Source organism: Arthrobacter sp. AG258, assembly GCF_004364695.1.
In the GTDB taxonomy this organism is placed as follows: Bacteria; Actinomycetota; Actinomycetes; order Actinomycetales; family Micrococcaceae; genus Arthrobacter.
The window spans coordinates 18,785-38,898 of sequence record NZ_SOBI01000002.1 but is presented as its reverse complement, the minus strand read 5'-3'; the positions used below and the strand labels follow the sequence as shown (position 1 = coordinate 38,898).

Here is a 20,114-nt window from a genome sequence, read left to right as displayed (position 1 = left end):
GCGGAAGACGCCGACGGCGCACGGGGTGCGAGCCCCATGCGCCGTCAGACCCCGTCGATCTCCGAGTCGGATCAGCCGCCCATGGCTGCCCCGCCGATGAAGCCGGCGAGGCCGCCGAGCACGGGCAGCGCGACGATCAGGGCGATGAGCATCTTGTTGTAGCGGCTCTGGATCTCCGAAGCCCTTGCCAGCTCGCTGGCGTAGGACTCCTTGTCCGCAGCCATCTCCTCCAGCCGCGCCTCGTAACGGCGCTTGACCGAGTCCTCGACAACCTCCATCTGCTGCAGCAGGTCCGTGTTGCGCTGCGTGGCCGAGTCGGTCTTCTCCTTCTCGAGGGACAGGCTGTGCTGCCATTCCGTCTCGCGGGCCTGCATCTGGGTGATCGCGTCCTTGCGGTTGCGGTCAAGCTCGTCCTCCATCCGGCGGATGCGGTCGGCGTGCTCGTTGCGGATCGACTCCAGCAGCGCCTCCTGCTCGCGGCGCAGGACGCCGATCTCGTCGGTAGTGCGCTGGTGCTCTGCCAGAGCCTCGGCCTGGGCGATGTCCGCCTTGCGGTTGTCGTCGACGATCCGCTGGATCTCGGCCTTCCACTGCCCCAGACGCTGCTCCTCGGCCTCGAGGTAGGCCTTCTGCTTCTCGGCCAGGACCTCGAAGATCCGCGTAGTGCCGACCTGCATCTTCAGGGCGGCGTCGGAGCGGCGCACGCGCAGGATCTCCTGGCGGTCGTGCGAGTAGGAGTTCTCGAGCACCCGCTCGATCTCGGCGACAGCGTCGGCCTGCTCGCGCTCCATGCGGGAGCGGTTGCGCTCCTTGTACTGGATCTCCGCCTGGAGGGCGGCCTGCTCGGCGAGCTTCTTCGCCTGGGCCTCGTAGTCCTGGACGATCTCGGCCTTGCGGGTGCGGATCCGCTGTTCCTTCTCGGACTCCCGCTCGCGGTGCGCCGCCTCGGTGCCGTCCTTGAGTGCCTTGTAGCGCGAGCCCTCGCGGTCGGTGGCCACGTCACGGATGACCTGCTCGACGTGGGCCGACATGAGGTTCACGTACAGCGTGCGCAGTTCGTCCTCGTGCGCCCACCGCAGCTGGGCAAGATCGGCGTTGGCCTGCCGGTTGAGCTGGGCGACCTGGTCGCCGAGCCATTCGGTCGCACCCTGCGGCACCTCGATCTGCACGACAGGCGCGCCGATGGCGAAGGTCGCATTGAACTCGTCCAGGCGCACGTCGAGGTCCAGGTCCTCGGAGAGGAAGCGGCGGGCGATGACCTCGCGCACCTGCTCCTGGTTCTCCAGCAGGACGGCTTCCTCCTCAGCCGGGGCGTACGCCGTATCGTCGGCGGTCACGGGACCGGACTCCTCATCGAACTCCTCGAAGCCGGCCGTGCCGTCGAAGCCGGGCTCCGGCTCCACCGCAACCGGGGCCGCGTCCTCGTCTCCGAAGTCGACGGCTTCGTCGTCGAACACGGGCTCATCGCCCGCAGCGTCGAAGACCGGCTCGTCACCGGCACCCTCGTCCCCGCCGGGGATCGAGTCGAAGATCGGGTCACCCTCGTCGGCGGTATCCACGGCAGCAACAGCGTCCGCGTCCGACGCGGGAAGGGTCCCGGGCTCGTCGGTGGTGACGCCGCTGTGCTCGCGCCAGGCCTGCGCTCCGACAGCCTCCTCGAGGCTCAGCGTGCCGGAAGCGACCTCCTGGGCCTGCTTGAACGTGGCCTCGGCTACCAGGTCCACCAACAGCTCGCCGCTGGGCTTCTGCCAGACGACGGCCCAGGAGTACTCCGCGCCAGCCAGGAGCGAGTACTCCTCCATGCGCGCAAGCGTCTCCGTGTTGGGGATGATGCCGAAGACCTCTTCGCCCAGCATCTCTGCCGTGGCGACGGTCTTGATCTGGTCGGAGTCAATGAGCTCGATGAGCGAGCCCTTCGCCTCGTCGCGGCCGTGCCGCTTGCTCAGCCCTCCGATGGACTCGGCGGCCAGCACGAGCATGACCCACGCCGTGCCGCTGGGGAAGACGAACTTCGCGTTCGACCGCAGCAGTTCGACTGCTGCGGGGATCGCCGTCTCCCTGACCACGGACGACAGCAGCTCGTCAGGCTTCTTCTTCCGATCCTTGTTCCGGCTTCCCGCAGCCGTGCCCAGAATGCCCATTGGTGTCGATCCCTTCGATGATGAAACGCAGTTCGCCTGGTTTATGAGTATCCTATCGCTTATAAGTCGATTGGTGCAATGATAGGCAATCCGACACGACGCCGAATGGCCCGCAATGGCCGCTGGCGCAGATCAGCGCACGGCGCTCACCTCGATGCACGCTTCGGAGGTGAGCATGTCCTTGTGGTCGCTCGCCAACTCGCCGACGACGTCGATCCGGATCCGCCGCTCAGAGGGATGCTCGTTGATGAACGTCGCCACTCCGGTGGTGACCTCGTCGGTCATCTTCGCCACCGCGCCACGGGCACCGCCGGCATTGGAGTCGGTGTCGCCCTTGTCGTCGATGAGGTACTGCAGGACCCTCTGGTCGATGTCCACCCGCACGTTGTGCTTGATGAGGACCTCCTGCACCATGTGGCGCAGCTTGTTGCGCACAATCTTGCGCTGCGTGTCCTCAGAGAGCGGCTGGAACGGGACGATGGCGTCGATACGGCCCAACAGCTCGGGCGGAAAGCGGTTATCCGCCGAGGTCTCGGTGATCGAGCGGCGGATGAGCTTGTCGTACTTCAGCAGCTGCTCGCCCGAGCCCGTGTCGTCGGCCGCGTACTGCGCGATGGTCTTGTAAATCTCCGAGCCTGCGTTCGTCGTCATGACGATGTAGGTGTTCAGGAAGCTGACCTCGCGGTTGTTGTCGTCGGAGAGCCGGCCGTCGTCGAGCACCTGCAGCAGCAGGCGGGTGACCATCGCCGAGGCCTTTTCGACCTCGTCGAACAGCAGTACGGCGTGCGAGAGGTCCCAGACCCGCTTCGTCAGCTCGGAGCGGAACAGGTCCATCGAGGAGTCCTGGGCGTACTCGGACATGTCGAAGCGGATCAGGTGGCGCTGGTCGTCACCAAAGAGCAGCCGTGCCAGCTGCTTGGCAAGCTCGGTCTTACCCACGCCGGTCGACCCCGTGAACAGCAGCGAGGCCTCCGGCCGGCCCTTGTCGTTCAGGTCCGCGACCGACAGCTGCAGCCGCCGCGCGACCGCACGCGTGGCCAGGTCCTGGCTGAACACCTTCGAGTCCAGCTGCTCCTTGATCTTCGCGCCGTCGACCTTGAAGGCAACGTTGACGCCCAGGGACTCCTGGAGCACGTCCGAGAGCAGATCGCGGTCCAGCGCCCGCTTGGTGAGGCGGTGCCAGCCAACCATGCTGTCCAGCACCAGGATCGACTTGCGCGGCTGCGAGCTCGCCGGCATGTAGCGCTCGGTGTACTCATAGATCTGCCGGTAGATGTGATCGTCGTAGAACTGGTCGGCGACGTCGTAGTGCTCGGCCATGCCCTGCAGAATCCGGATCGTCGTCTCCTGGTCCGGCGGCGTCAAGTTGATGCGCTGCAGCCGTTCAACCAGCGGCTGATTCGGCGCAATGTGCCTGTGGAACTCGTCATAGGTCGTCGCGGCGATGATTCGGATGCCGCGTGCCCCGGAGGCCGCCAGCACCGGCTTGATCGCCTCAACCGCAGCATCGGAAAGCTGGATGATCTGGTGGAACTCGTCGATGAACAGGACCAGCTCCTGCTTCTCGTCCGCCACGAAGTGCTCGGCCTCGTCGAAGAAGCCCTTGAGCATGGCGGCCATGCGGTCCGAGTCGCCGGCCTCGGAGATCATCCGGGACGGATCGACCTCGAGATAGAGCCGCTCGGCGTCAGCGGCCATCGTGGCCTGGACGAGAGCGGTCTTACCCGTACCTGCCTCGGCCAGGAGCAGGGCGTTGCACAGCTCCGGCCTGCTCATCGAGGCCAGCAGCTGGAGCTTCTCGTGCTCGCGGCCGACGATCTCGCGCTCGGCCCTCTTGAGCGGGTCCGACAGCTTCGACAGGAGCGGATAGCCCTCATTCAGGTGCACTTCATGGAACATGCCGTGGAAGACCTCTCGCCAAGACTTGAATTCATCTGATAGATCAGTCGAAAGTCTATCATGGCACTATTCGGCTCGACTGCGATAGGACAGCGAAAGGCCCCCGGACTCATATCCGGGGGCCTCCTGGCCATTCACTCCGTAGGGGTGCGGTCACAGCCCCTGCTGGCGGTCCTCCTGGGACGAAGCCCCATCCTGCTCGAACTGGTAGTCGTACCGCTCGCTCAGCGGCCTGCTGGACTCCCGGTCGCGCCGTGCCCGCTCGTTCGCCTCCCGCTGCTGACGCATCGAGGCACCCACGCGGTCGACCAGTGCGCGCCCGGCCTCCGCCCACATGTCCTTGCCCTCGTCCGGGGCCGTGATCTCGTCCAGGCCCAGCTCCAGCAGGCTCGTGCCGCTCAGTGGGCTGGGATCGTTCGTCGCCATAGCCTTCTCCTCCTCCGCGCCTGTCTCAGGCCCCGCGCTGCTGCTCGGTGCCCTCGGGCCCGCCCTGGCCCTCGAACTGATAGTCGTACCTCTCGCTGACCGGCTTCCGTCCCTGCGGCGAGGTGCCCGGCAGCTGCTCCTGAGCACCACGGCCGACAACCGAGCCCATCCGCCCGACCAGGTCCGCCCCGGCAGCGGAGCCCTGGGGGGCCTTCTGTCCGCCATGTCCGGCCAGCTCCGTGTGCAGCCCGCGGGCTGCACCCAAGGCAGCTCCCCTGGCGGCGCTGGCGGCGACGCCCCTGGTCGATGCACCAGACTGCTGGGCACGTTGGGCGTGGGCCGCGGCATCCTGCATGGCCTCGGTGCCGAGCCGCCTGGCTCCCTCGCGGAGGCCCGCGGACTGCACGGCCTGTCCGACCTTCGACCCGGCGGCCCGCTGGGTGAGCGGGACCTTCACCGGACCCTGAACCGTGCCGCCGGCATGGGCCTGCTTCGCCTGGGGCTGCTCCTGCCGGGACGATTCCGGCTTCGGCACATCCGCTGAAGTGATCATCCCCGGTGCCGGCTCAGCCTGCGGGCGCGGCCGCCGCTCGACCACGTTGGGGTTGAACCTCGAGCCCGGCTGGCCGGGAGCGGGGGAGGAGGGCACGCTGTATCGGGGACCCCGCACCGCGCCGAGGCCCGCCTGCGAGCTCGGGCCCCGCTGCTCTCCGGTATCGGGGGTGGCCCCGCGGATCGCCGCCAGCTGCTCGGGCGTGTACGACGTCGGGCGCTGGCCGTGCTCCGGTCGGCCCTGGGAACTTTTACTGAGATCTGCCATGATGATTCGTTCCTCTCTATGCGAAAGGCCCCCGGAGAGGTCTCTCCGGGGGCCTTTCAATGAGTTCTGCTGAGCCGTGGATCGGTGTCAGCCGACCGCGGGGGCCTCGGCCTCGACGACCTGCTCGGCCTGGGCGGTCTGCTCCGGACCGGCCTGGCTCTGCTTGGCAGCCGCCTGGGCCTCCTTGGCCGCCTTCATGGAGGCGAACTGGTTGTCCAGGGTCTTGGCGTCGACCTTGAAGTCGCTGGCCTCCACGGACTTGGTGTTGACCACCAGACCGGTGCCGCGCGAGGCCGGCATCACGTTGCCCTTGAAGCCGTAGACGGTGCCGACCTTCTCGCCGTCCTTGTTGAGCAGCGGCTCCGTATTCGGGCCCGCGGCCTTGACGATCTCCTCCAGCTGGCCCACCGAGTAGGGGGCGGTGTTGGCGAAGCGCTCCTTGCCGTCCGGGCCCTTCACGCGCTCGGACTTCAGGTGCAGGTTGCTCTGCTCCGGTCCGCGCGAGTCGCGGGCGTCGACCTGGATGTCGGCGTAGTGCGACTTGCCGTCCTTGGTCGCGCCGTTGTCATAGACCTTGGCGATGAGGTTGACCCCGGTCATTGCGCCCTTGCCCTTGAGAAGTGCCATGATCTCGTCCTTTCGTCGTTCCGTCCGCCACTCGGCAGAACGGCCTTGATCATTCACGTCGTCCGAGCAAAGCCCCGAAGTGCAGTGCCGAACTGCTCTATACACTAATACTCCTATAGAGCATTCCGCAACCATTCGAATGATCTTTCGACTCGTGTCCCTACTCGTGCTGGATGCCGTCGGACCGGCCTGCCGGCTCCTGCTCGGGGCCGGGGAGGACCCCGGCACCAGCCACCGCGGCGTCGACCCGCTGCTGGACACGCACCACCAGGCCGGCGTCGAGCGAGGAGGCCTTCGAACGGCGCATCCGGGCCGCCTGTTCCTGCTCTTCGCGCAGCGCCGCGATCCTCGAACGCAGAACCGGCCGCGTGGAGCCGTCCTCCACCGGAACCAGTTCCCGCGAGACCCGGGTCATCGCGGCGATGTCGTCGACAGGGAGGTCGGCGATCGCCTCGGACTGGCCTGACTGGTCGAGGTACTCCATGGCCGCCAGCAGCAGCCGGCGGCGTTCGGCCGCGGCTGCGGTGAACTCCCGCCGGGCCCGCTCGCCGATCTCGACATCGGCCACGAAGTCGTAGCCCAGGTGATGCAGGTCCAGTGCCTTGACCTCGTCGAAGGGGTGCACCGTCCCGGTCTCGATCGACAGCTGGGTGGAGACCTCCGGATCCCCGCCGGCGACGGCGCGGCGCTGGTCAGCAGGACCGGCGACGAGCACCAGCCCCGAGTCGGCCAGGTCGGTGCGCAGCTCCTGGAGCCGTTCGTCGTAGACCTGCTTCATCGTCTCGATGCGCGCGTCCAGGACCGCCCGTCCGGCCTTGCCCGCGGTCAGGTGCCGTCCGCCGGGCTGGCCGTAGATCTCGCGGCCCATCTCCTCGGCCTGGTCGGCGTCCTTCATCCGCTGCAGCGAGGCGTCCTGGCGCAGCGCCATCAGCGAGAGCAGGCGCTGGCCGTACGCGGCGACCTCCTGCTGCTGGGCGTACCACTGGCTGGCGTCGCCGACAAACGGTAGGAAGTGCTGGTACTTGCTCATCACCCGCCGGTGCCAGTCCTCTTCGTAGCGGTAGAAGTCGTAGAGCGGCCGGGAGTCCTCTACGGCCACTTCGGCCTTCTCGGCACGCTCCCATTGCCGGGCCAGGTCGCGGTAGGCGCTGGCCTTGGACTTGTGATGCTGCAGGCGGGAGGCATAGCTGCGCAGCCGGAAGCCGAAGGAGACGACATCGTCCTCCGAGCTGCCGTGCTGCTGCTGGCGCTCTGCGGCCAGGGCGGCCATCTCGGCGTAGTCCATACCCATCACCTCAAGCATCGGCGTACGCACCCGCAGCTCCTCCTCGGGCAGGGCGCGCAGCATCTGGTAGACCCCGTTGACCGCCCGCTCGGTGATCTGGTTGCGGCCCGCGTCGACCAGGCGCTGCCACGCGTCGGTGGGCAGGCCCTCGGCCTCGCGGCGCTGATTGGCGTACTCCACGACCCTCTCCATTGCCGCCGGCAGCGGAGAGCCCGGCCGCTCCAGCTGCTCGGCCACCAGCTCGGAGACCAGACGGTTGGCTTTGCGCATCCGCAGATCGTTGGTTCCGGCGCGCCACAGCGAGCGGTCGGCGGGCAGGCAGGCCAGCAGGAACTGGGGGAGGGCCTCTGAGCGCATGCGCTCGTGTGCCCAGCGCTTGATGAAGGTCGTCACGTTCCTGCGCTCGTATCCGACGGCGCTGGACAGGTGCGCGACGACCTGCTTCTCGTCCAGCCAGGCGTCCACGCCGCGCCGCAACCGGGACTTGTGCCGATCCAGAAGCTTGCCCCGCTGGGTGCCGTCCTTGGCCAGGCGGCCGTGTCCGGCGTCGACCATCGCCAGGTGGCAGTGGACGTGCTCGGTGTCGACCTGGATCACGCCGACGTAGCGCAGGTCGTCGAAACCGCTCGTGCCCGAGCTCATCCGCTCCAGCCCGTGCATGATCGCCATCCGCAGCTTCATCTGGTCGATGTGGCCGCGGTAGTCCCCGCGGCCTTCGCAGTGAAAGTCCTCGCCGACGATGCGGTGCCGTTTCAGGTATTCCTCATCGAAGGAGAGCACGGTCTTCAGCACCGTCTTGCCGCTCTCGAAGTGTTTCTGGATGTCCCGGGACGCAGCCCGCAGCTGCTCGTCGGAGAGCGACACTGAGCCGTAGCCGAAGGCCACGCCGCCATCGCCCTGGGCCTGGCGCATTGTCGTCTTGGCCTCGACCCTGCTCGTCCCTGCGCGCTCGACCGCGCTCTCGCGGGCCATATAGCGCAGGATGAAGTCGTCCGTGCGCAGCCGCTGGATCGGCGCGAGCGACTCAGTCGCCTGCTCGCGCGCCATGTACCGGGTGACGTAGTCGCCGGGGGTGCCGCCCCGGGACCCCTTGCCGCCGGGCAGCGGCACACTGAACTCGTTGACGATGACCACTGACTGCTTCAGGCCCATCCCGCCTCATACCTCCGTCGTGTGAATGCACAGAAACCCGGCCGCTGTCCTCCAGCGACCGGGGCCCGTCCTGACTGCTCTGCCCGCCTCGGCCTCAGTGGCCCAGACCGTGCCCGTCTTCCTCGCCGAAGTCGAGGTCGGCGGCGCGGCGGGAGGCCTCGCGCTTGCGCTCCTCGAGCGTCGGCGCGGGCACCTCCTGCCCGGTGGCCTCCTCATCCAGACCAAAGTCCAGATCGTGGGTCGCGCCGGCATCCGGCTCCGCGTCCGCAGGGGCGGCAGTATCCTCCGGTCCGTCCAGGTGCAGGGCCGGGGCCACACGCTGGTGGTACAGGTGCTCGGGCGTGCCCTCAGTGCGCTCCAGCTCAGCCTGATACTGCTCGCGCTCCGCGGTGATCTCGGCCTCGACCGCCAGCAACTGCGCGGTGACGCCCTCGGCAGCCGGCTGCTGCGCCTCCGGCCGCTGGAGGTTCTCCGCCTGCGCGACCAAGTCGAGCTCGTCCTCGCTGAACAGCGAGTTGATCGCGTCGGAGCGGGCCCGCAGGCCCCGCTGGTCGACGACGGACTCAACCGGACCATGACCATCCTTGGAGCGATCAGCGAAGTAGGCCGCCAGGTCGTACTCGGTGGAGGCCAGGTCGATCTCGAGATCGGCGATGCGGTGCACGTTCATGAAGACCACGGGGGCATCGGCCTGGTCCCCAGACGGGGTGAGCACGAGGGCATCCACCCTGGCGGGCAGCTCCCACTCGATCCCCGTGAGCTGGTCGGGCACGGTGAACGAAGGGCTGAAGTAGCCCTTGGCCGCCAGTGCGACCAGCTGCTCGTCGTCGAACTCGTAGAAGGCGTCGACCTTCTCGCCCTGGCCGTGCGAGTAGGTCACCTGGGTGATCCCGTACGGCAGCGGCTCGGCGGGAGTGATCGAGCGCAGCTCGCCCACGACGTGCAGGTAGGGCCGGTAGTTCTCCTCCTTGCCGCGGTGCTTGAGCTCGACAGAGTCGACCAGCACCCCGATCTGGGCATCGAGGCCGTCGTAGCGGTGCGCCTGCACGCCACGCTCCCGCAGGGCCCGGTCGGCCCACACGTCGTTCATCATCAGTCCAGCAGTGCGCATCAGTTGCTCCTCTTCCGGTTGGTCTTCTTGCTCGGGCGGGTGGTCCTGGGGGCGGCGGTGGCCGGGGCCAGCGCCGGGGTGCGGGCGTCGCGCACAGCCTGGATCCGGCAGGTGGACCAGCGCCACATCCCGCGCATCGCAGCGATCTCCGCGGCGGCCAGCAACAGGACCACAAACAGCAGCGGGGCGATCCACATCGCGACGGTCCCGGCCATGGTCAGGTCGCCGCTTGCTGCGCCCGACTGCCGGTGCAGCCACGCGCCGAGCATCGGGATCACGACCATCGCAGTCATCGAGGCCAGCACGTAGTCGGCGATGAGCACGACCGAGCGGAAGAACACCGCCCAGATCAGCACCGGCGATCCGCCGGAGCCCTTCCCGGGGGCCAGGCGGCGCAGCGCGCCGGCCAGCTTCGAAGGGCCACGCCCGGCCTTCGGCTTGACCGGGGCCTTCTCGACGGGGACTGCAGTGGCAGCCTCCACGCGGGCTTCGTGCTCGGTCGCGCTGCCGGTCTTGTCCAGAGTCTGGATCGTCATTCGTCTCGTCCTTCGTGGTTGTCGTGTCGTGTCTGTGCGGGTGTCCCGCCGGTCAGCCGCTGTGGCTGGGTCCGGGGCTGGCGGTATCGGCCGGTGAAGCAGAGGCAGGTGGCCTCTGCGCGGCAAGCTGGTCCCGCGTCCGGCCCGAGGCCCGGTACGCTTCGAACGAGGCGACCGTGCCGTCCTGTCCGGTGGCGAAGGTGAAGACCACGTACTCACTTTTGGCCGTGGACTTGCCGTCGGCGGACACCGGGTCCAGGCGCGCCACTCCGATGTAGGAGTAGTCCAGGCCCTTCACCGCGGCAACGTCGACGTCGAAGTCGGCCAGCTGGTACGCCGTCCCCGCGCCCTTTCCGGCACCGGTCGCTGCCATCCACTCCGGGATGAACTCGGTGAGGGTCCGGGACGAGGTCCCGAGAAACCCGTACCGGGCGTCGAGGGCGGCCTGCGTCTCCTTGACGGTCCGCGAGGCGGCCGAAGAATCCGTCAGGCTCAGCAGCACCGAGCGCGCTGCGGCCCGGTCCCGGTCGGCCCGCTCGGCATCCATCCCCGGCAGGGCAGCCAGCAACCGGGCATGCTTGGTCTCAAGTGCCGCCTGCGCGTCCTCCTGCTTGCCCTGGAGCTGGACGATGAGCTGGTCGGCCTTGGCGTCGGCGTCCGCCGAACCGTCGGCCAGCAGCGCCGGGGCCAGAGAGAGCAGCGACAGCGCCAGCAGCGTTCCGGTGCTGCAGACCAGGACCTTCCCGGCCCTCGCGCGCACCCAGTCCTTCACGTCCTCGATCACGGTGCCTTCACCTCCTGCCGCAGGGCCTCGCCCGTGGTCGTCGTTCCGGTCTGGACCCCGGAGAAGCTCTTGCGGGTCATGTCGTAGTCAGCCCGGGCCCAGGCCAGTACCGCCGGGGCCTGCCCGGCCGCCGGGCGGGTCTGCACCGCCAACCAGGTGACCCGGATCGTGCCGTCCACCTCGACCGAGTAAGGGCGCTGGGCGACCCACTTGAAGCCGGAGTCGAAGCTCATCGGAATCTCGTTGCCCGCGGCGACGTCCTTGTCGGAGGCCAGCAGGTACCAGGGTTGGAGAGTGGCCTGCCCGACGTCGGGGGCGAAGTACGGGGTGAGGTTCCGGCGCGTCGGCTCGGCGGCAGCCTGGTCCAGCGTCCCGCCCGAGTCCGCCACCGAGGGTGTCAGGTAGCGGTACTCGTTCTGCAACCGGGCGATCTGTTCCGCAGCTCCCTGTGCCGTGACCAGGGCGCGGTCAGCGTCCTTGGCCTCCGGGAGGGCGTCGGTGCGCACCGCGGCGGTGCGGATCTGCTCGCGCAGGGAGACGATTTGCTGAGCCTTGTCTTGGCTGACGGTGGCCTCGCCACCAGAGAGACCTGCGCCGACCAGGAAGCAGAGCAGCGCAGCTGCCCCCGTGCACACCCCGCCGATGGCCGCCCGGCGGCTCATCAGCGCACCCGGGACATTTCCGTCCCCAGTGGGGTCGGCGTCGCCCGGTGCCGCACCGGCGTCCGGCGCGGCCACGAAGCGGGTCTTGCGGACAGGCTTGTCAGCCTGCACACCCGACTCGCCGATCTTTGTCGATGCCATTGCCCCTCAACTCGCTCTTCGTCTCGAGTACCAGTACAACTCTATCAAGAAGATGAGTCGAAAGGGAGTCGGATCATCTGGAATGACGAGTCGAACCGCCAGCGGGAATGGCGGACAGGCCAGAGACCTTCCCTTGCGCGTCGACGGTGAGGTACACCAGCACGGTCCGGTACGACTTGACCCGGTCCGGTGCCACCTTGTTCTGGGACACCGCATCGGAGGTAGCCGCCACCTCGATCTGCACGGCATACTTGTACTCGTCCGCGGTGACCTTCACGACCTCGAGGTCCGCGTCGGCATTGACCGCCGAGTTCAGCCCTTGGGTGTCGATGTAGTAGTAGCGCTTGCCCGCGGCGTCTTCGTTGAAGCGCGCCGGCGGCATGAACTGCTTCAGGAACTGCTCGTCCTCGGACAGGTGGTAGCGCTCTTTCAGGTCCCGGCGAGCGGCCTCGTAGGCCTGGCCGGAGTCCCAGGTGAATGCCGTCTTCACCAGGCGGTCCACGATCTGCGTGTCGTCGTGGATCCGGCTCTGGCTCACGCCGAGCGACTGCATGACATCCTGCTCGACCTGCTCGGACTTCGCGGTCCCGACCGAGGCAAGCTGGCCCTGAAGGCCCGTGATCGTCTGCTGCTGCTGATCCAGTGCACTGCGCTGGGACCCCCATGTCAGGCCGGTCACCGTCACGGCGGTAACCAGCAGTACCGCGACCCCGACCACCAGGGCGTTGCGCCGCATGAAGCCCGGTTCCGGCGCTGCCGTTTCGTCCGTGCCGTCAATCTGCTGCTCCTGCATCATCAGCCCTCTCCGCTTCCGTTACCCGTCGTCGATGCGCCCTGCTGGTGCTCCGCGCCGGCGGCGGTCACCACGACCTTGAGATCCGCGAAAGTCCCGGCCTTCCCGTCGTAGGAGTAGGCCGCGTTCGCCCACGCCAGCACCTGTCCACCCGCGGTGTCCCGGCACAGCCAGATCACCCGCGCCGTGCGCGTGGTGCCCGTGGCGTCCTGGGTGGCGAGGTCCGGCATTACCGACTCGACCGACCAGGCGTACGCTCCAGGCGAGGAAGCCTTCAAACCCTCGTAGCGCACGTACCAGGGGAACCGCGGGTCGATCTGCGTGCTCGGGTCGAACGGCGTCACAGAGGTCCGGGAGTAGGCCCCCTTCTCGTCGGCCAGGAACGAGCGCGGGCTGAACAGGGGTGCCAGCGTCCGGCGGTGCTCGGCGATCTGCAGTGTCGCCGCGTTCGGCGTACCGTTGCCCGCATTGGGCTGTGTCGCCGCCTCGTGGTGCAGCTGAGCGAAGCGCTGCTGGGCCTCCGCGACCTTCTGGGCGTCCTTTGCGGCTGCCTCCATCAGCCGCGTCATCTTTCCGGGCAGATCCGGGGCGACCGGAGTGCTCCTGGCATCCTCGATCTGGACCTGGAGCGCGGAGATCCGGTCGGCGTTTGCCGCGTGCTCCACCTCGAATCCCTTGCCGCTCACTCCCGCGGCCGCCGCGAGCCCGAGGATCGCCACGCCCATTGCGGCGCTCAAAACCAGGCGCGTCCGCCGCGCCGACTCCTCCGGAGTGCGTGCCTGCCGCTCTCCGCGCCGCTCGGAGCGCCAGCCCTCGAAGCGGGCCTCGAGTTCGACCCCGCTGACCCGCCTGCGGGTGGCGGGGGCCTTCAGCTTCTTCGGCGCGCCGTCCTCGTCCTTGACCGTGTCCCCGGCCCTGCCACGCGCATCATCGTCCGCACTCGTCACGATGCCCGCCCTTTCTCGCGTTGTCCTCATATATGACTCCAAGTCTATCTGTAATGGTCATTCAATAACGAGTCTGCCCCATTCGACAGGTCACTGCGCACGGATCGGGACGCAGAAAGGGCCGGTGCCCGGATCGTCCGGACACCGGCCCTGCTTCCGCCGGCTACGCCGGCAGGTTGCCGCCCGTGGTGATGAGGTCCGTGACGTCGACGAACACCCACCCCTCGGACTTCATCCGCTCCGCACTGTCAACGCGAACGCGGCCCATGAACGCGCAGTAGCCGGCCTCACCGAGGATGACCTTGTCGCCCTGCACGCCCAGCACCACGAGGGTGTGGCCCGCGGACCCCGTACCCGGCCCGGAACCGACCGAGTACGCCGTCGGCGTACTCGAGACCTGCTTGCCCGTCATGGACGCGATCGCGTGGGCTGTCTGGATGCCGTCGCCCGGCGGGTACTGCTGGAACGAGGTGTACTTGTTCATGAAGTAGACCGAGAACGACACGCAGTTCATGGCGTGGTTGTCGCCGCAGGAGCCCGGTCCGCTAGCGCCGTACTTGTCGTCCAGGAACTTGTCGCCCTCCTGGTTGTACAGGTCGATCAGCTGCCGGGCCTGCTCCTCGTTCATGCCGCCGTCGACGAGGCTGCCCGGGCGCACCTTGGTGTCGCTGTCGCAGTTGCCGAAGACGGAGCGGATCCCGCTGCCGACCGTGTCGACAATGCCGCCCACGATGTCCTGAACCCCGCCCACGACCGAGGTGTCGACGGTCCAGCCGCTCATCTTGCCGAACCACATCTCGGCGTCGGCCTTACGCTGCTGCAGCTGTGAAGCGTTGTCGGCCGAGCGCTCCCACTTGTCGTGGAAGTGCAGTGCAGCAGCAGAGGGAGAGCCCTGCGAGGTCTTGATCATGTCCTTGAACACGGCCACGTCCCCCGGGCTGTCGCCCTCCGCCATGAATGCCAGCTGGGCCTTGATGGTGTACCAGTCCAGGTTCTTGGACTTGGCATAATCCAGGAGCATCGTGGTGCGCCCGTTCGACCACTGGCCCAGACCGATGCCGCCGTGCGACTGGCCGGGGATGTGGGTGAAGTTCCCGTCCCAGGCGGTCTGCTTGCGCGGGCCGATCTGGTAGGGCTCGTTGTAGATGCCCTCCACGCTGGTGGGGTCCACGCCCGACTCCTGCGACCAGTTGCCCAGGATGCCCGCGATGTTCTCCTCGGGCATACCCCAGGTCTTCAGCACGGAGTAGACCGCCCGGGCGTTCGCCTCGGTGTTCGCCGGGACGTCAGCGCCGGGGCCGTTGCGGCTGACATTGACGATGCAGTTGGTCATGGTCGAGCCGCGGCCGCCATCGAGGCCGGCCTGGTCGAGCACACCCGTGAGGACCGTGCTGAGCACAGCCACCGCGGCAACGGTCGCAGCCACCCCGGATGCGGCCGTGGCCACCGGGGCGACGGTGGCCGTCACGGTGACCCCGAACACGGCTCCTGCCGCCTTGCCGACCAGCCCGCCCAGTGCGATGAACGGTGCGGCGATCGTGTGCCCGACCGCCTTGGCGATCCCAAGGATGAAACCCCAGATCATGCTGGCCGCGTTGGCGGCCATCGCGAGCATCGCGAAGAACATGGTCTTGAGCCACTTCAGGAAGGCCATGACCATGAGAAGCCCCGCAGCCGGGGGAGCGGCCGCCGCGGTGCCGCCGACGGCGACACCCCTGGCGGTCTTGGACAGCAGCTGGCCGTCCTTCTCCTTCTGCGAGGTCCGCTCGTAGCCGGTGCCCCCGGCACCGAGCCGCTTGTCGGCAGGCTCGGCGTCCGGACCTCCGCCGGTGACCTTGGACGCACCGTCGACAACATCCTTGCCGGTCTCCAGGCCCACATTCTTGGCAGCGCCGACCGCTGCCCCGGGCAGCGCGCCGACACCACCGGCGGCGGCTCCGGCCTGCGCCCCGGCGACAGCTCCCGAGGCAGCCGCTCCCGCGTACCGGCCGGCACCGCGGCGGACCGCGCTGCTGCCGTCACCCTCGACCGCCTTGCGGGCAGCTCCCCCGGCCGCCCCGGCGGCGACACCGTCGAGGCTCTTGGCAGCCTTGGCGGCCTTGCTGGTCTTGCTGGCTGTGTCGGCCGCACCTGTGGCCTTGCCAGCGGCAGCCGCTGCGTCCGGGGCCGGTGCGGCTCCCAGGTGCTTCGACCCGCGGCCCGCAGGCGTCGGGTCCACGGGCTGCGGCGCGGGGGAGGCCCCCGGGGTTTTCGGCAGACCCTTGGCTGCATCCCCGGACGGGGAAGGAGCGGAGGCCGCTCCGGTACGGGGCCCGGCGCGGCGTACGCCGGACCCCTCACGACGAGGTGGCTGCGACTCCTCCTTCGCACCCCCGTCGGCGGACCTGCGGTCCCCGCGGGGCGATGCAGCGCGCCGGGCCGGGTCATCCCGCCGCGTCGGCTGGTCGATGGCCATAAGCTTGTCCTTTCCGGCTCGATGCCTGGGTGGTGACTGCCCGCTCCGTGGAGCGCGCTCAGTGATAGACGGTCAGGAAGTCCCCGGCCGAGTTCGCAGTGCTGTTGGACTGCACATCGCGCAGCTTCACGTCCAGGCCGAGCAGCTCGAGCAGAAGCCCGGACTGGTACTCCGACTTGGCCTTGCCGTAGTCCTGGTAGGCCTGAGAGAGGTTGTTCATCACGTTCGTGAGCGGGCGCATCGTCACATCGGAGGACCGGTAGTCCTTCTTCAGGTCGGTGCCGTCGGAGAGGACCCACTTCATGTCCGAGACCTGCTGGCTCGTGCTGTCGCTGCCCTCGGCGCGCTTGTCGGCGAGGAACTGCACATAGCCCTTACCGGCGGGCACGAGCGTGTCGAGGTAGCCGGCATAGACGTTGCCCGCGCGCCAGTTGAAGTCGAATCCGCCGGGCACGACATGGCCCGTCTTCAGCTCCAGCGTCGCTTTCCCGTCCTTGGCCTCGGCCGCCGAGACACCAGCCACCTGATCACCTGCGATGGAGGTCGGAACGGCCGGCGGACGGAGGAAGAGCCCATCGACCTTGGTGGTCGCCAGGTCGGAGGTGTACGACTCGACCTGCTTCAGGCTCGTGCGCATCGCGAGCAGCTTCTGGTCGAGCTTGTCCCGCGTCTGCTGCTCCTGGGTCTTCAGCACGACGTCGTAATAGGCCCGGGCCGGGTCGAAGCTGGCCGCGTCCAGGGCCGGGATGTCGGTGGTGCCCGACGCACCCGGGTTGATGATCACGCGCCACTGGTCGTACTTCTTGAAGCTCGAGTCGCCCACGACCTGGTCATCCCTGCTCTGCTGCCGCTCGTCGTAGGTCAGCTCGGCGTTCGCGCGGACGGTCAGGTTGAGCACCTGCCGGTCGAAGGGCCGGTCCGCGTCCAGGAGGACCCCGACGTAACCGGTCGAGCCGAAAACGTGGAAGGTGCCCCTGATTCCGCTGGTACTGACCTTCTCGGTCTGCAGCTTGTCGTTGGTGCCCAGCAGGAAGGCCTGGTAGTCCGCCGCGTTGTACGAGATCGCCGCGCTGGCGGGGAAGTGCATCATGACCAGTGCCCTGTTGCCGGTGTGATTGGTGTAGACCCCGTCGACCGTGCCCTTGAGCTGGGTCTTCGAGGAGGTGAACTCGGTGTTGTAGAGCGCGGTGTGCGACACCGCGTCGCTGCCCGCCTTGAAGGCGGCGGCACCCGAGCCGGCCACCACGACCAGCCCCATCACAGCGAAGATGCCGAAGAACACCCCGAAGCGCTCGATTGCGTGGTGCGAGTCGAGCTTGAACCGCTTGCCGAAGGCCAGCGCCTTGTCCTTGATCCCCATGTCCGTTCCCGTTCGTCCTGTTCCTTGCTCTGCCTGTCCTGCTCGTCGTCAGCGCCCGTCGTCCGACCCCGGAAACGACGCACCGGGCCGGTTGAGGCCTGGTGACCTCAACCGACCCGGTGCGGTCCGTCGACGCTTTGTGTGCCCGGCCGTTGATTCCTGCCGCGCCGGGCTTAGCCCAGGACGCCGCTGGTCAGTACGTGGCTGACCGTCTGCACGAGGACAGAGCCGCCGCCGAGGTCCTCGAGGGTCTTCTGGCCGCCGGAGCCGATGGTGTTGATCAGCGACCACCCACCGGTGCCGAGCGCGCCGCCGACCAGGATGAGCAGGGCGATGGTGCCCCAGCCCTGCTGCTGGCCCGCGGACTGCGGGGTGGCCATCAGCTTCTTGATCAGGAGCACGCCGCCCCAGACCAGTCCGACCGCACCCAGGAGCATGAGCAGCAGCCCGCCCCAGAGCTGGATCTGGGACTTCGCGTTCTCCAGGAAGCTCGTCAGGTCCCAGGCCGCGGTGGGCAGGGCGACCCGCTCGAGTGCCGCCTCGTAAATCTTCGTCATGGTTCTTTCCTCTCGCCTATCGAATGGTCGCTTGCATGACATGTGTCACGAGGCGACTGGCACAACCGATTCGCCTAGACAGGGCACAGCGCCCTATCAATGGTCTCTCCCGATGCGACGTGACTCCCCGTTGAGCGGGACGACATGCCTGCAATCATGCGGCCGACCCCTCTCTAGGGACTCGTATACGTGCACATCTTCAGTGACCAATCTACATCATTCGAGTCATCAGTCATAGTCGTATCAGTGACGAGTCGGATACGAGTCCAGAATGTGCTCGAAGACCAGCGCAAACGAGGTGTCGGCGGGAGGACTGACGTTCTGCTCAAAAACGTGTAGATTTCACATGACGGGGCGCGCGGTGTGCGGCTCCGGCACGGCTCGGCATACGCTTCTTGCTGAGCCCTTCGCGCCCATGTACCCGACCAGGAGCCCAAACCAGATGAACGCCTTGCCCGGAGACCTCTTCGCCCGCCGACTGCGACAGGAGAGGGAACGCCTGGGCATCAGCCAGGCTGAGCTGGCCCGCAGGATTGCCGAGATCCTTGGAACGAACGTCGACCCTTCGGCGGTGACCCGGATAGAGCAGCAAATCCGCGCCGTCCGCCTGGACGAGGCGGTCGCCGCCTCCAAGGCCCTGGACGTCCCCCTGGCGATCCTGGTCGCCGAGGATCCGGAGGCAGAGAGCGAGGCCCAGCTGCAGCAGTACCTCGCCGACCTGGCAGCGGCCCAGCGCGAGTGGGAGAAGAACAGGCTGGAGGTGCTGCGGCTCTCCAAGGCCATTCAAGTGCTCGGCGGCGGCGCTCAACTCAAAGGTGTCGTCGACTTCCGCCTCATGGAAAGCATCGACGCCCGCGTCCCGGTCGAGGAGGACGACCAGCACGGGCACCGGGTTGCCCCCGGCATCGAGGGGTCTACAACCCCAGACGCATGACGCTGTTGCGTGCCGCAGGATTGAACTCGCGGTCGTAAACGTCTACCGTCGCTGCCCGGCTCCACCGGCCGGCGCGCATGATCTCCTCCGTGCTCGCACCGTTGCGCCGCGCCTGGGTGACGTGCCCGGCCCGCAGCGAGTGGAAGCCGTAGGCAGCAGGGTTCATCCCCGCCTCGACCATGCGCGAGAGCAGCATCGTGTGCAGCGCGTCGCCGCTCACCGCCCGTGCATGGATCCGGGCGTCCTTCCTGTTGCGGTACGTTGCCCGGAGCAGGGGCGCGCCCGAGGCCAGGTCGGCGCTGCTGATGAGCGCCGTCGAGCCGGCGGCTCCGCAGACGTGCTCCTCGAGACCGTACGAGAACAGCTGCTGCATGATCCCGCGACGCCGTGTGCGCGCGTCGTCCTGCCGGGCGAGCCCGAGCAGCACGACCCAACGGTGCACCGCACACGGGGGACAGGATGCCGGCGAGCTCCCGAACGGCAGCACGACCACGTCCGGCAGCGCGTTCTCCGGGTCGGCCTTCGAGGCCCCCACATGAACGTGGACACCATCGACCGGGTGCAGCTCGAGCCGGTTCAGCGTCAGGGCCGCCGCCTCGCTCCTGCGCAGGGCCCCTGCGAACCCGAGCCACACCGCCAGGGCGTCCCTGGTGGCTGACACGCCTGCCGGATATGTGTCGTGCTCCATCACCGCGATGATCCGGACCACGTCGTCCAGAAGCAGAGGGCGCTTGCGCCGGGGCCTGGTGGCCCGCAGCTTGGCCAGCCCGCGCACGAGATCCACCACGCCGCGGTGGGCCGTGGGATCCAGAAGCCCGCCGCGGAGGTGCCTCTCGCCGATACCGGCCAGGCGCTGGCGGATCGTCGCGACGGAGAACCGGGGGAGCCCGTCGTCATCGAGCTGCGTGGACATCCAGGCGACGTACCAGCGCACGGTCTCCGGATGCGCAGGCAGCGCCTCCAGCCCGTGGCCGGTACAGAAGTCATCAAAGGCACGCCACGCCGTGGCATAGGCGCGCCGGGTGGCAGCAGACAGCGTGTGTCCTTCCAAAGACCGCGAAATTTCTTCGAGCTCGCGCAGCTCGTCGTCCACCTCCGGTTCAGGTGGGACGGTGGGAGCGCTGAGCGCTGCGAGCCTCACCTGTACTGCCATGACTCCAGTCTCGACTCACTGGCCGGAGAATCCAAGTCGCAATGGTCTGTCAGTGGCGATTCCCCATACCCGCGATCGACGGGGCGGCTTCGAACCGGGTCTCTGGTAAGTGCGCTTATCGGGGCATGGAGAAGGACTGCCTTCGCGTGACGCGGTGAGGGGAAATCAGCAGCGGCCAGGTCCCGGATAAGATCACGAGGGGCAGTGTGTCCCGCCCTGCCATGTAAGGAGTAGCAACGTGCGTGAACCATGGTCTTACGCAGACGGTAATTCAGTCGGAGTCGAGGACAGGCGCATGAGTACCAAGCGCCCAGCGACCATTGACGGTATT

At 67.9% G+C, this 20,114-nt stretch carries 17 protein-coding genes; 1 reads left to right on the top strand and 16 read right to left on the bottom strand.

Annotation, left to right across the window (positions count from 1 at the left end):
* Positions 1–71: 71 nt before the first annotated feature.
* From DFO47_RS03420 to DFO47_RS03350, 15 genes are all read right to left on the bottom strand, one after another.
* Positions 72–2,141 carry a hypothetical protein gene (locus tag DFO47_RS03420; protein ID WP_133830702.1) on the bottom strand — a complete coding sequence of 690 codons (2,070 nt, stop codon included), beginning with the start codon at positions 2,139–2,141 and terminating at the stop codon, positions 72–74.
* Between the two features lie 132 nt (positions 2,142–2,273).
* Positions 2,274–4,040: an AAA family ATPase gene (locus DFO47_RS03415; RefSeq protein ID WP_133830701.1), complete on the bottom strand. Its 1,767-nt coding sequence runs from the start codon at positions 4,038–4,040 to the stop codon at positions 2,274–2,276.
* 153 nt (positions 4,041–4,193) lie between these two features.
* Positions 4,194–4,466, bottom strand: a complete 273-nt coding sequence (locus tag DFO47_RS03410; RefSeq protein ID WP_071416490.1) for a hypothetical protein — start codon at positions 4,464–4,466, stop codon at positions 4,194–4,196.
* A gap of 25 nt (positions 4,467–4,491) precedes the next feature.
* Positions 4,492–5,286 (bottom strand): hypothetical protein, encoded by a 795-nt coding sequence (locus tag DFO47_RS03405; RefSeq protein ID WP_133830700.1) that lies wholly within the window; start codon positions 5,284–5,286, stop codon positions 4,492–4,494.
* A gap of 87 nt (positions 5,287–5,373) precedes the next feature.
* A complete protein-coding gene (locus DFO47_RS03400) occupies positions 5,374–5,913 on the bottom strand; it encodes a hypothetical protein (protein WP_071416492.1) in 540 nt (179 codons plus the stop codon).
* Between the two features lie 160 nt (positions 5,914–6,073).
* Positions 6,074–8,350: a relaxase MobL gene (gene mobL, locus DFO47_RS03395; RefSeq protein ID WP_166651670.1), complete on the bottom strand. Its 2,277-nt coding sequence runs from the start codon at positions 8,348–8,350 to the stop codon at positions 6,074–6,076.
* A gap of 94 nt (positions 8,351–8,444) precedes the next feature.
* Entirely contained in the window at positions 8,445–9,461 is a 1,017-nt protein-coding gene (locus DFO47_RS03390) for a hypothetical protein (protein ID WP_133830699.1), read from the bottom strand.
* Positions 9,461–9,997, bottom strand: coding sequence for a hypothetical protein (locus DFO47_RS03385; protein WP_133830698.1), 537 nt, complete (start codon positions 9,995–9,997; stop codon positions 9,461–9,463). The genes DFO47_RS03390 and DFO47_RS03385 overlap by 1 nt, the downstream gene beginning before the upstream one ends.
* 52 nt (positions 9,998–10,049) lie before the next feature.
* Entirely contained in the window at positions 10,050–10,781 is a 732-nt protein-coding gene (locus tag DFO47_RS03380) for a hypothetical protein (protein ID WP_133830697.1), read from the bottom strand.
* Positions 10,778–11,584, bottom strand: a complete 807-nt coding sequence (locus DFO47_RS03375; protein WP_133830696.1) for a hypothetical protein — start codon at positions 11,582–11,584, stop codon at positions 10,778–10,780. Before DFO47_RS03375 ends, DFO47_RS03380 begins: the two co-directional genes overlap by 4 nt.
* Before the next feature lie 73 nt (positions 11,585–11,657).
* The gene (locus DFO47_RS03370; RefSeq protein WP_133830695.1) at positions 11,658–12,380 is read right to left on the bottom strand and encodes a hypothetical protein; all 723 of its coding nucleotides are present in this window, start codon (positions 12,378–12,380) and stop codon (positions 11,658–11,660) included.
* The gene (locus DFO47_RS03365) at positions 12,380–13,354 is read right to left on the bottom strand and encodes a hypothetical protein (protein WP_133830694.1); all 975 of its coding nucleotides are present in this window, start codon (positions 13,352–13,354) and stop codon (positions 12,380–12,382) included. Before DFO47_RS03365 ends, DFO47_RS03370 begins: the two co-directional genes overlap by 1 nt.
* A 133-nt stretch (positions 13,355–13,487) precedes the next feature.
* The gene (locus tag DFO47_RS03360; protein ID WP_133830693.1) at positions 13,488–15,779 is read right to left on the bottom strand and encodes a phage tail tip lysozyme; all 2,292 of its coding nucleotides are present in this window, start codon (positions 15,777–15,779) and stop codon (positions 13,488–13,490) included.
* A gap of 58 nt (positions 15,780–15,837) precedes the next feature.
* Positions 15,838–17,139: a hypothetical protein gene (locus DFO47_RS03355; RefSeq protein WP_133830692.1), complete on the bottom strand. Its 1,302-nt coding sequence runs from the start codon at positions 17,137–17,139 to the stop codon at positions 15,838–15,840.
* A gap of 173 nt (positions 17,140–17,312) precedes the next feature.
* The gene (locus tag DFO47_RS03350) at positions 17,313–17,696 is read right to left on the bottom strand and encodes a hypothetical protein (protein ID WP_056387364.1); all 384 of its coding nucleotides are present in this window, start codon (positions 17,694–17,696) and stop codon (positions 17,313–17,315) included.
* Between the two features lie 442 nt (positions 17,697–18,138).
* Here DFO47_RS03350 and DFO47_RS03345 point away from each other — a divergent pair, with 442 nt between their 5' ends.
* Positions 18,139–18,630 (top strand): helix-turn-helix transcriptional regulator, encoded by a 492-nt coding sequence (locus DFO47_RS03345; RefSeq protein WP_133830691.1) that lies wholly within the window; start codon positions 18,139–18,141, stop codon positions 18,628–18,630.
* Here the strand turns inward: DFO47_RS03345 and DFO47_RS03340 are convergent.
* Positions 18,611–19,783, bottom strand: a complete 1,173-nt coding sequence (locus DFO47_RS03340) for a hypothetical protein (RefSeq protein ID WP_056387362.1) — start codon at positions 19,781–19,783, stop codon at positions 18,611–18,613. The two genes, DFO47_RS03345 and DFO47_RS03340, sit on opposite strands and share 20 nt — an antisense overlap.
* Between the last annotated feature and the right edge of the window lie 331 nt (positions 19,784–20,114).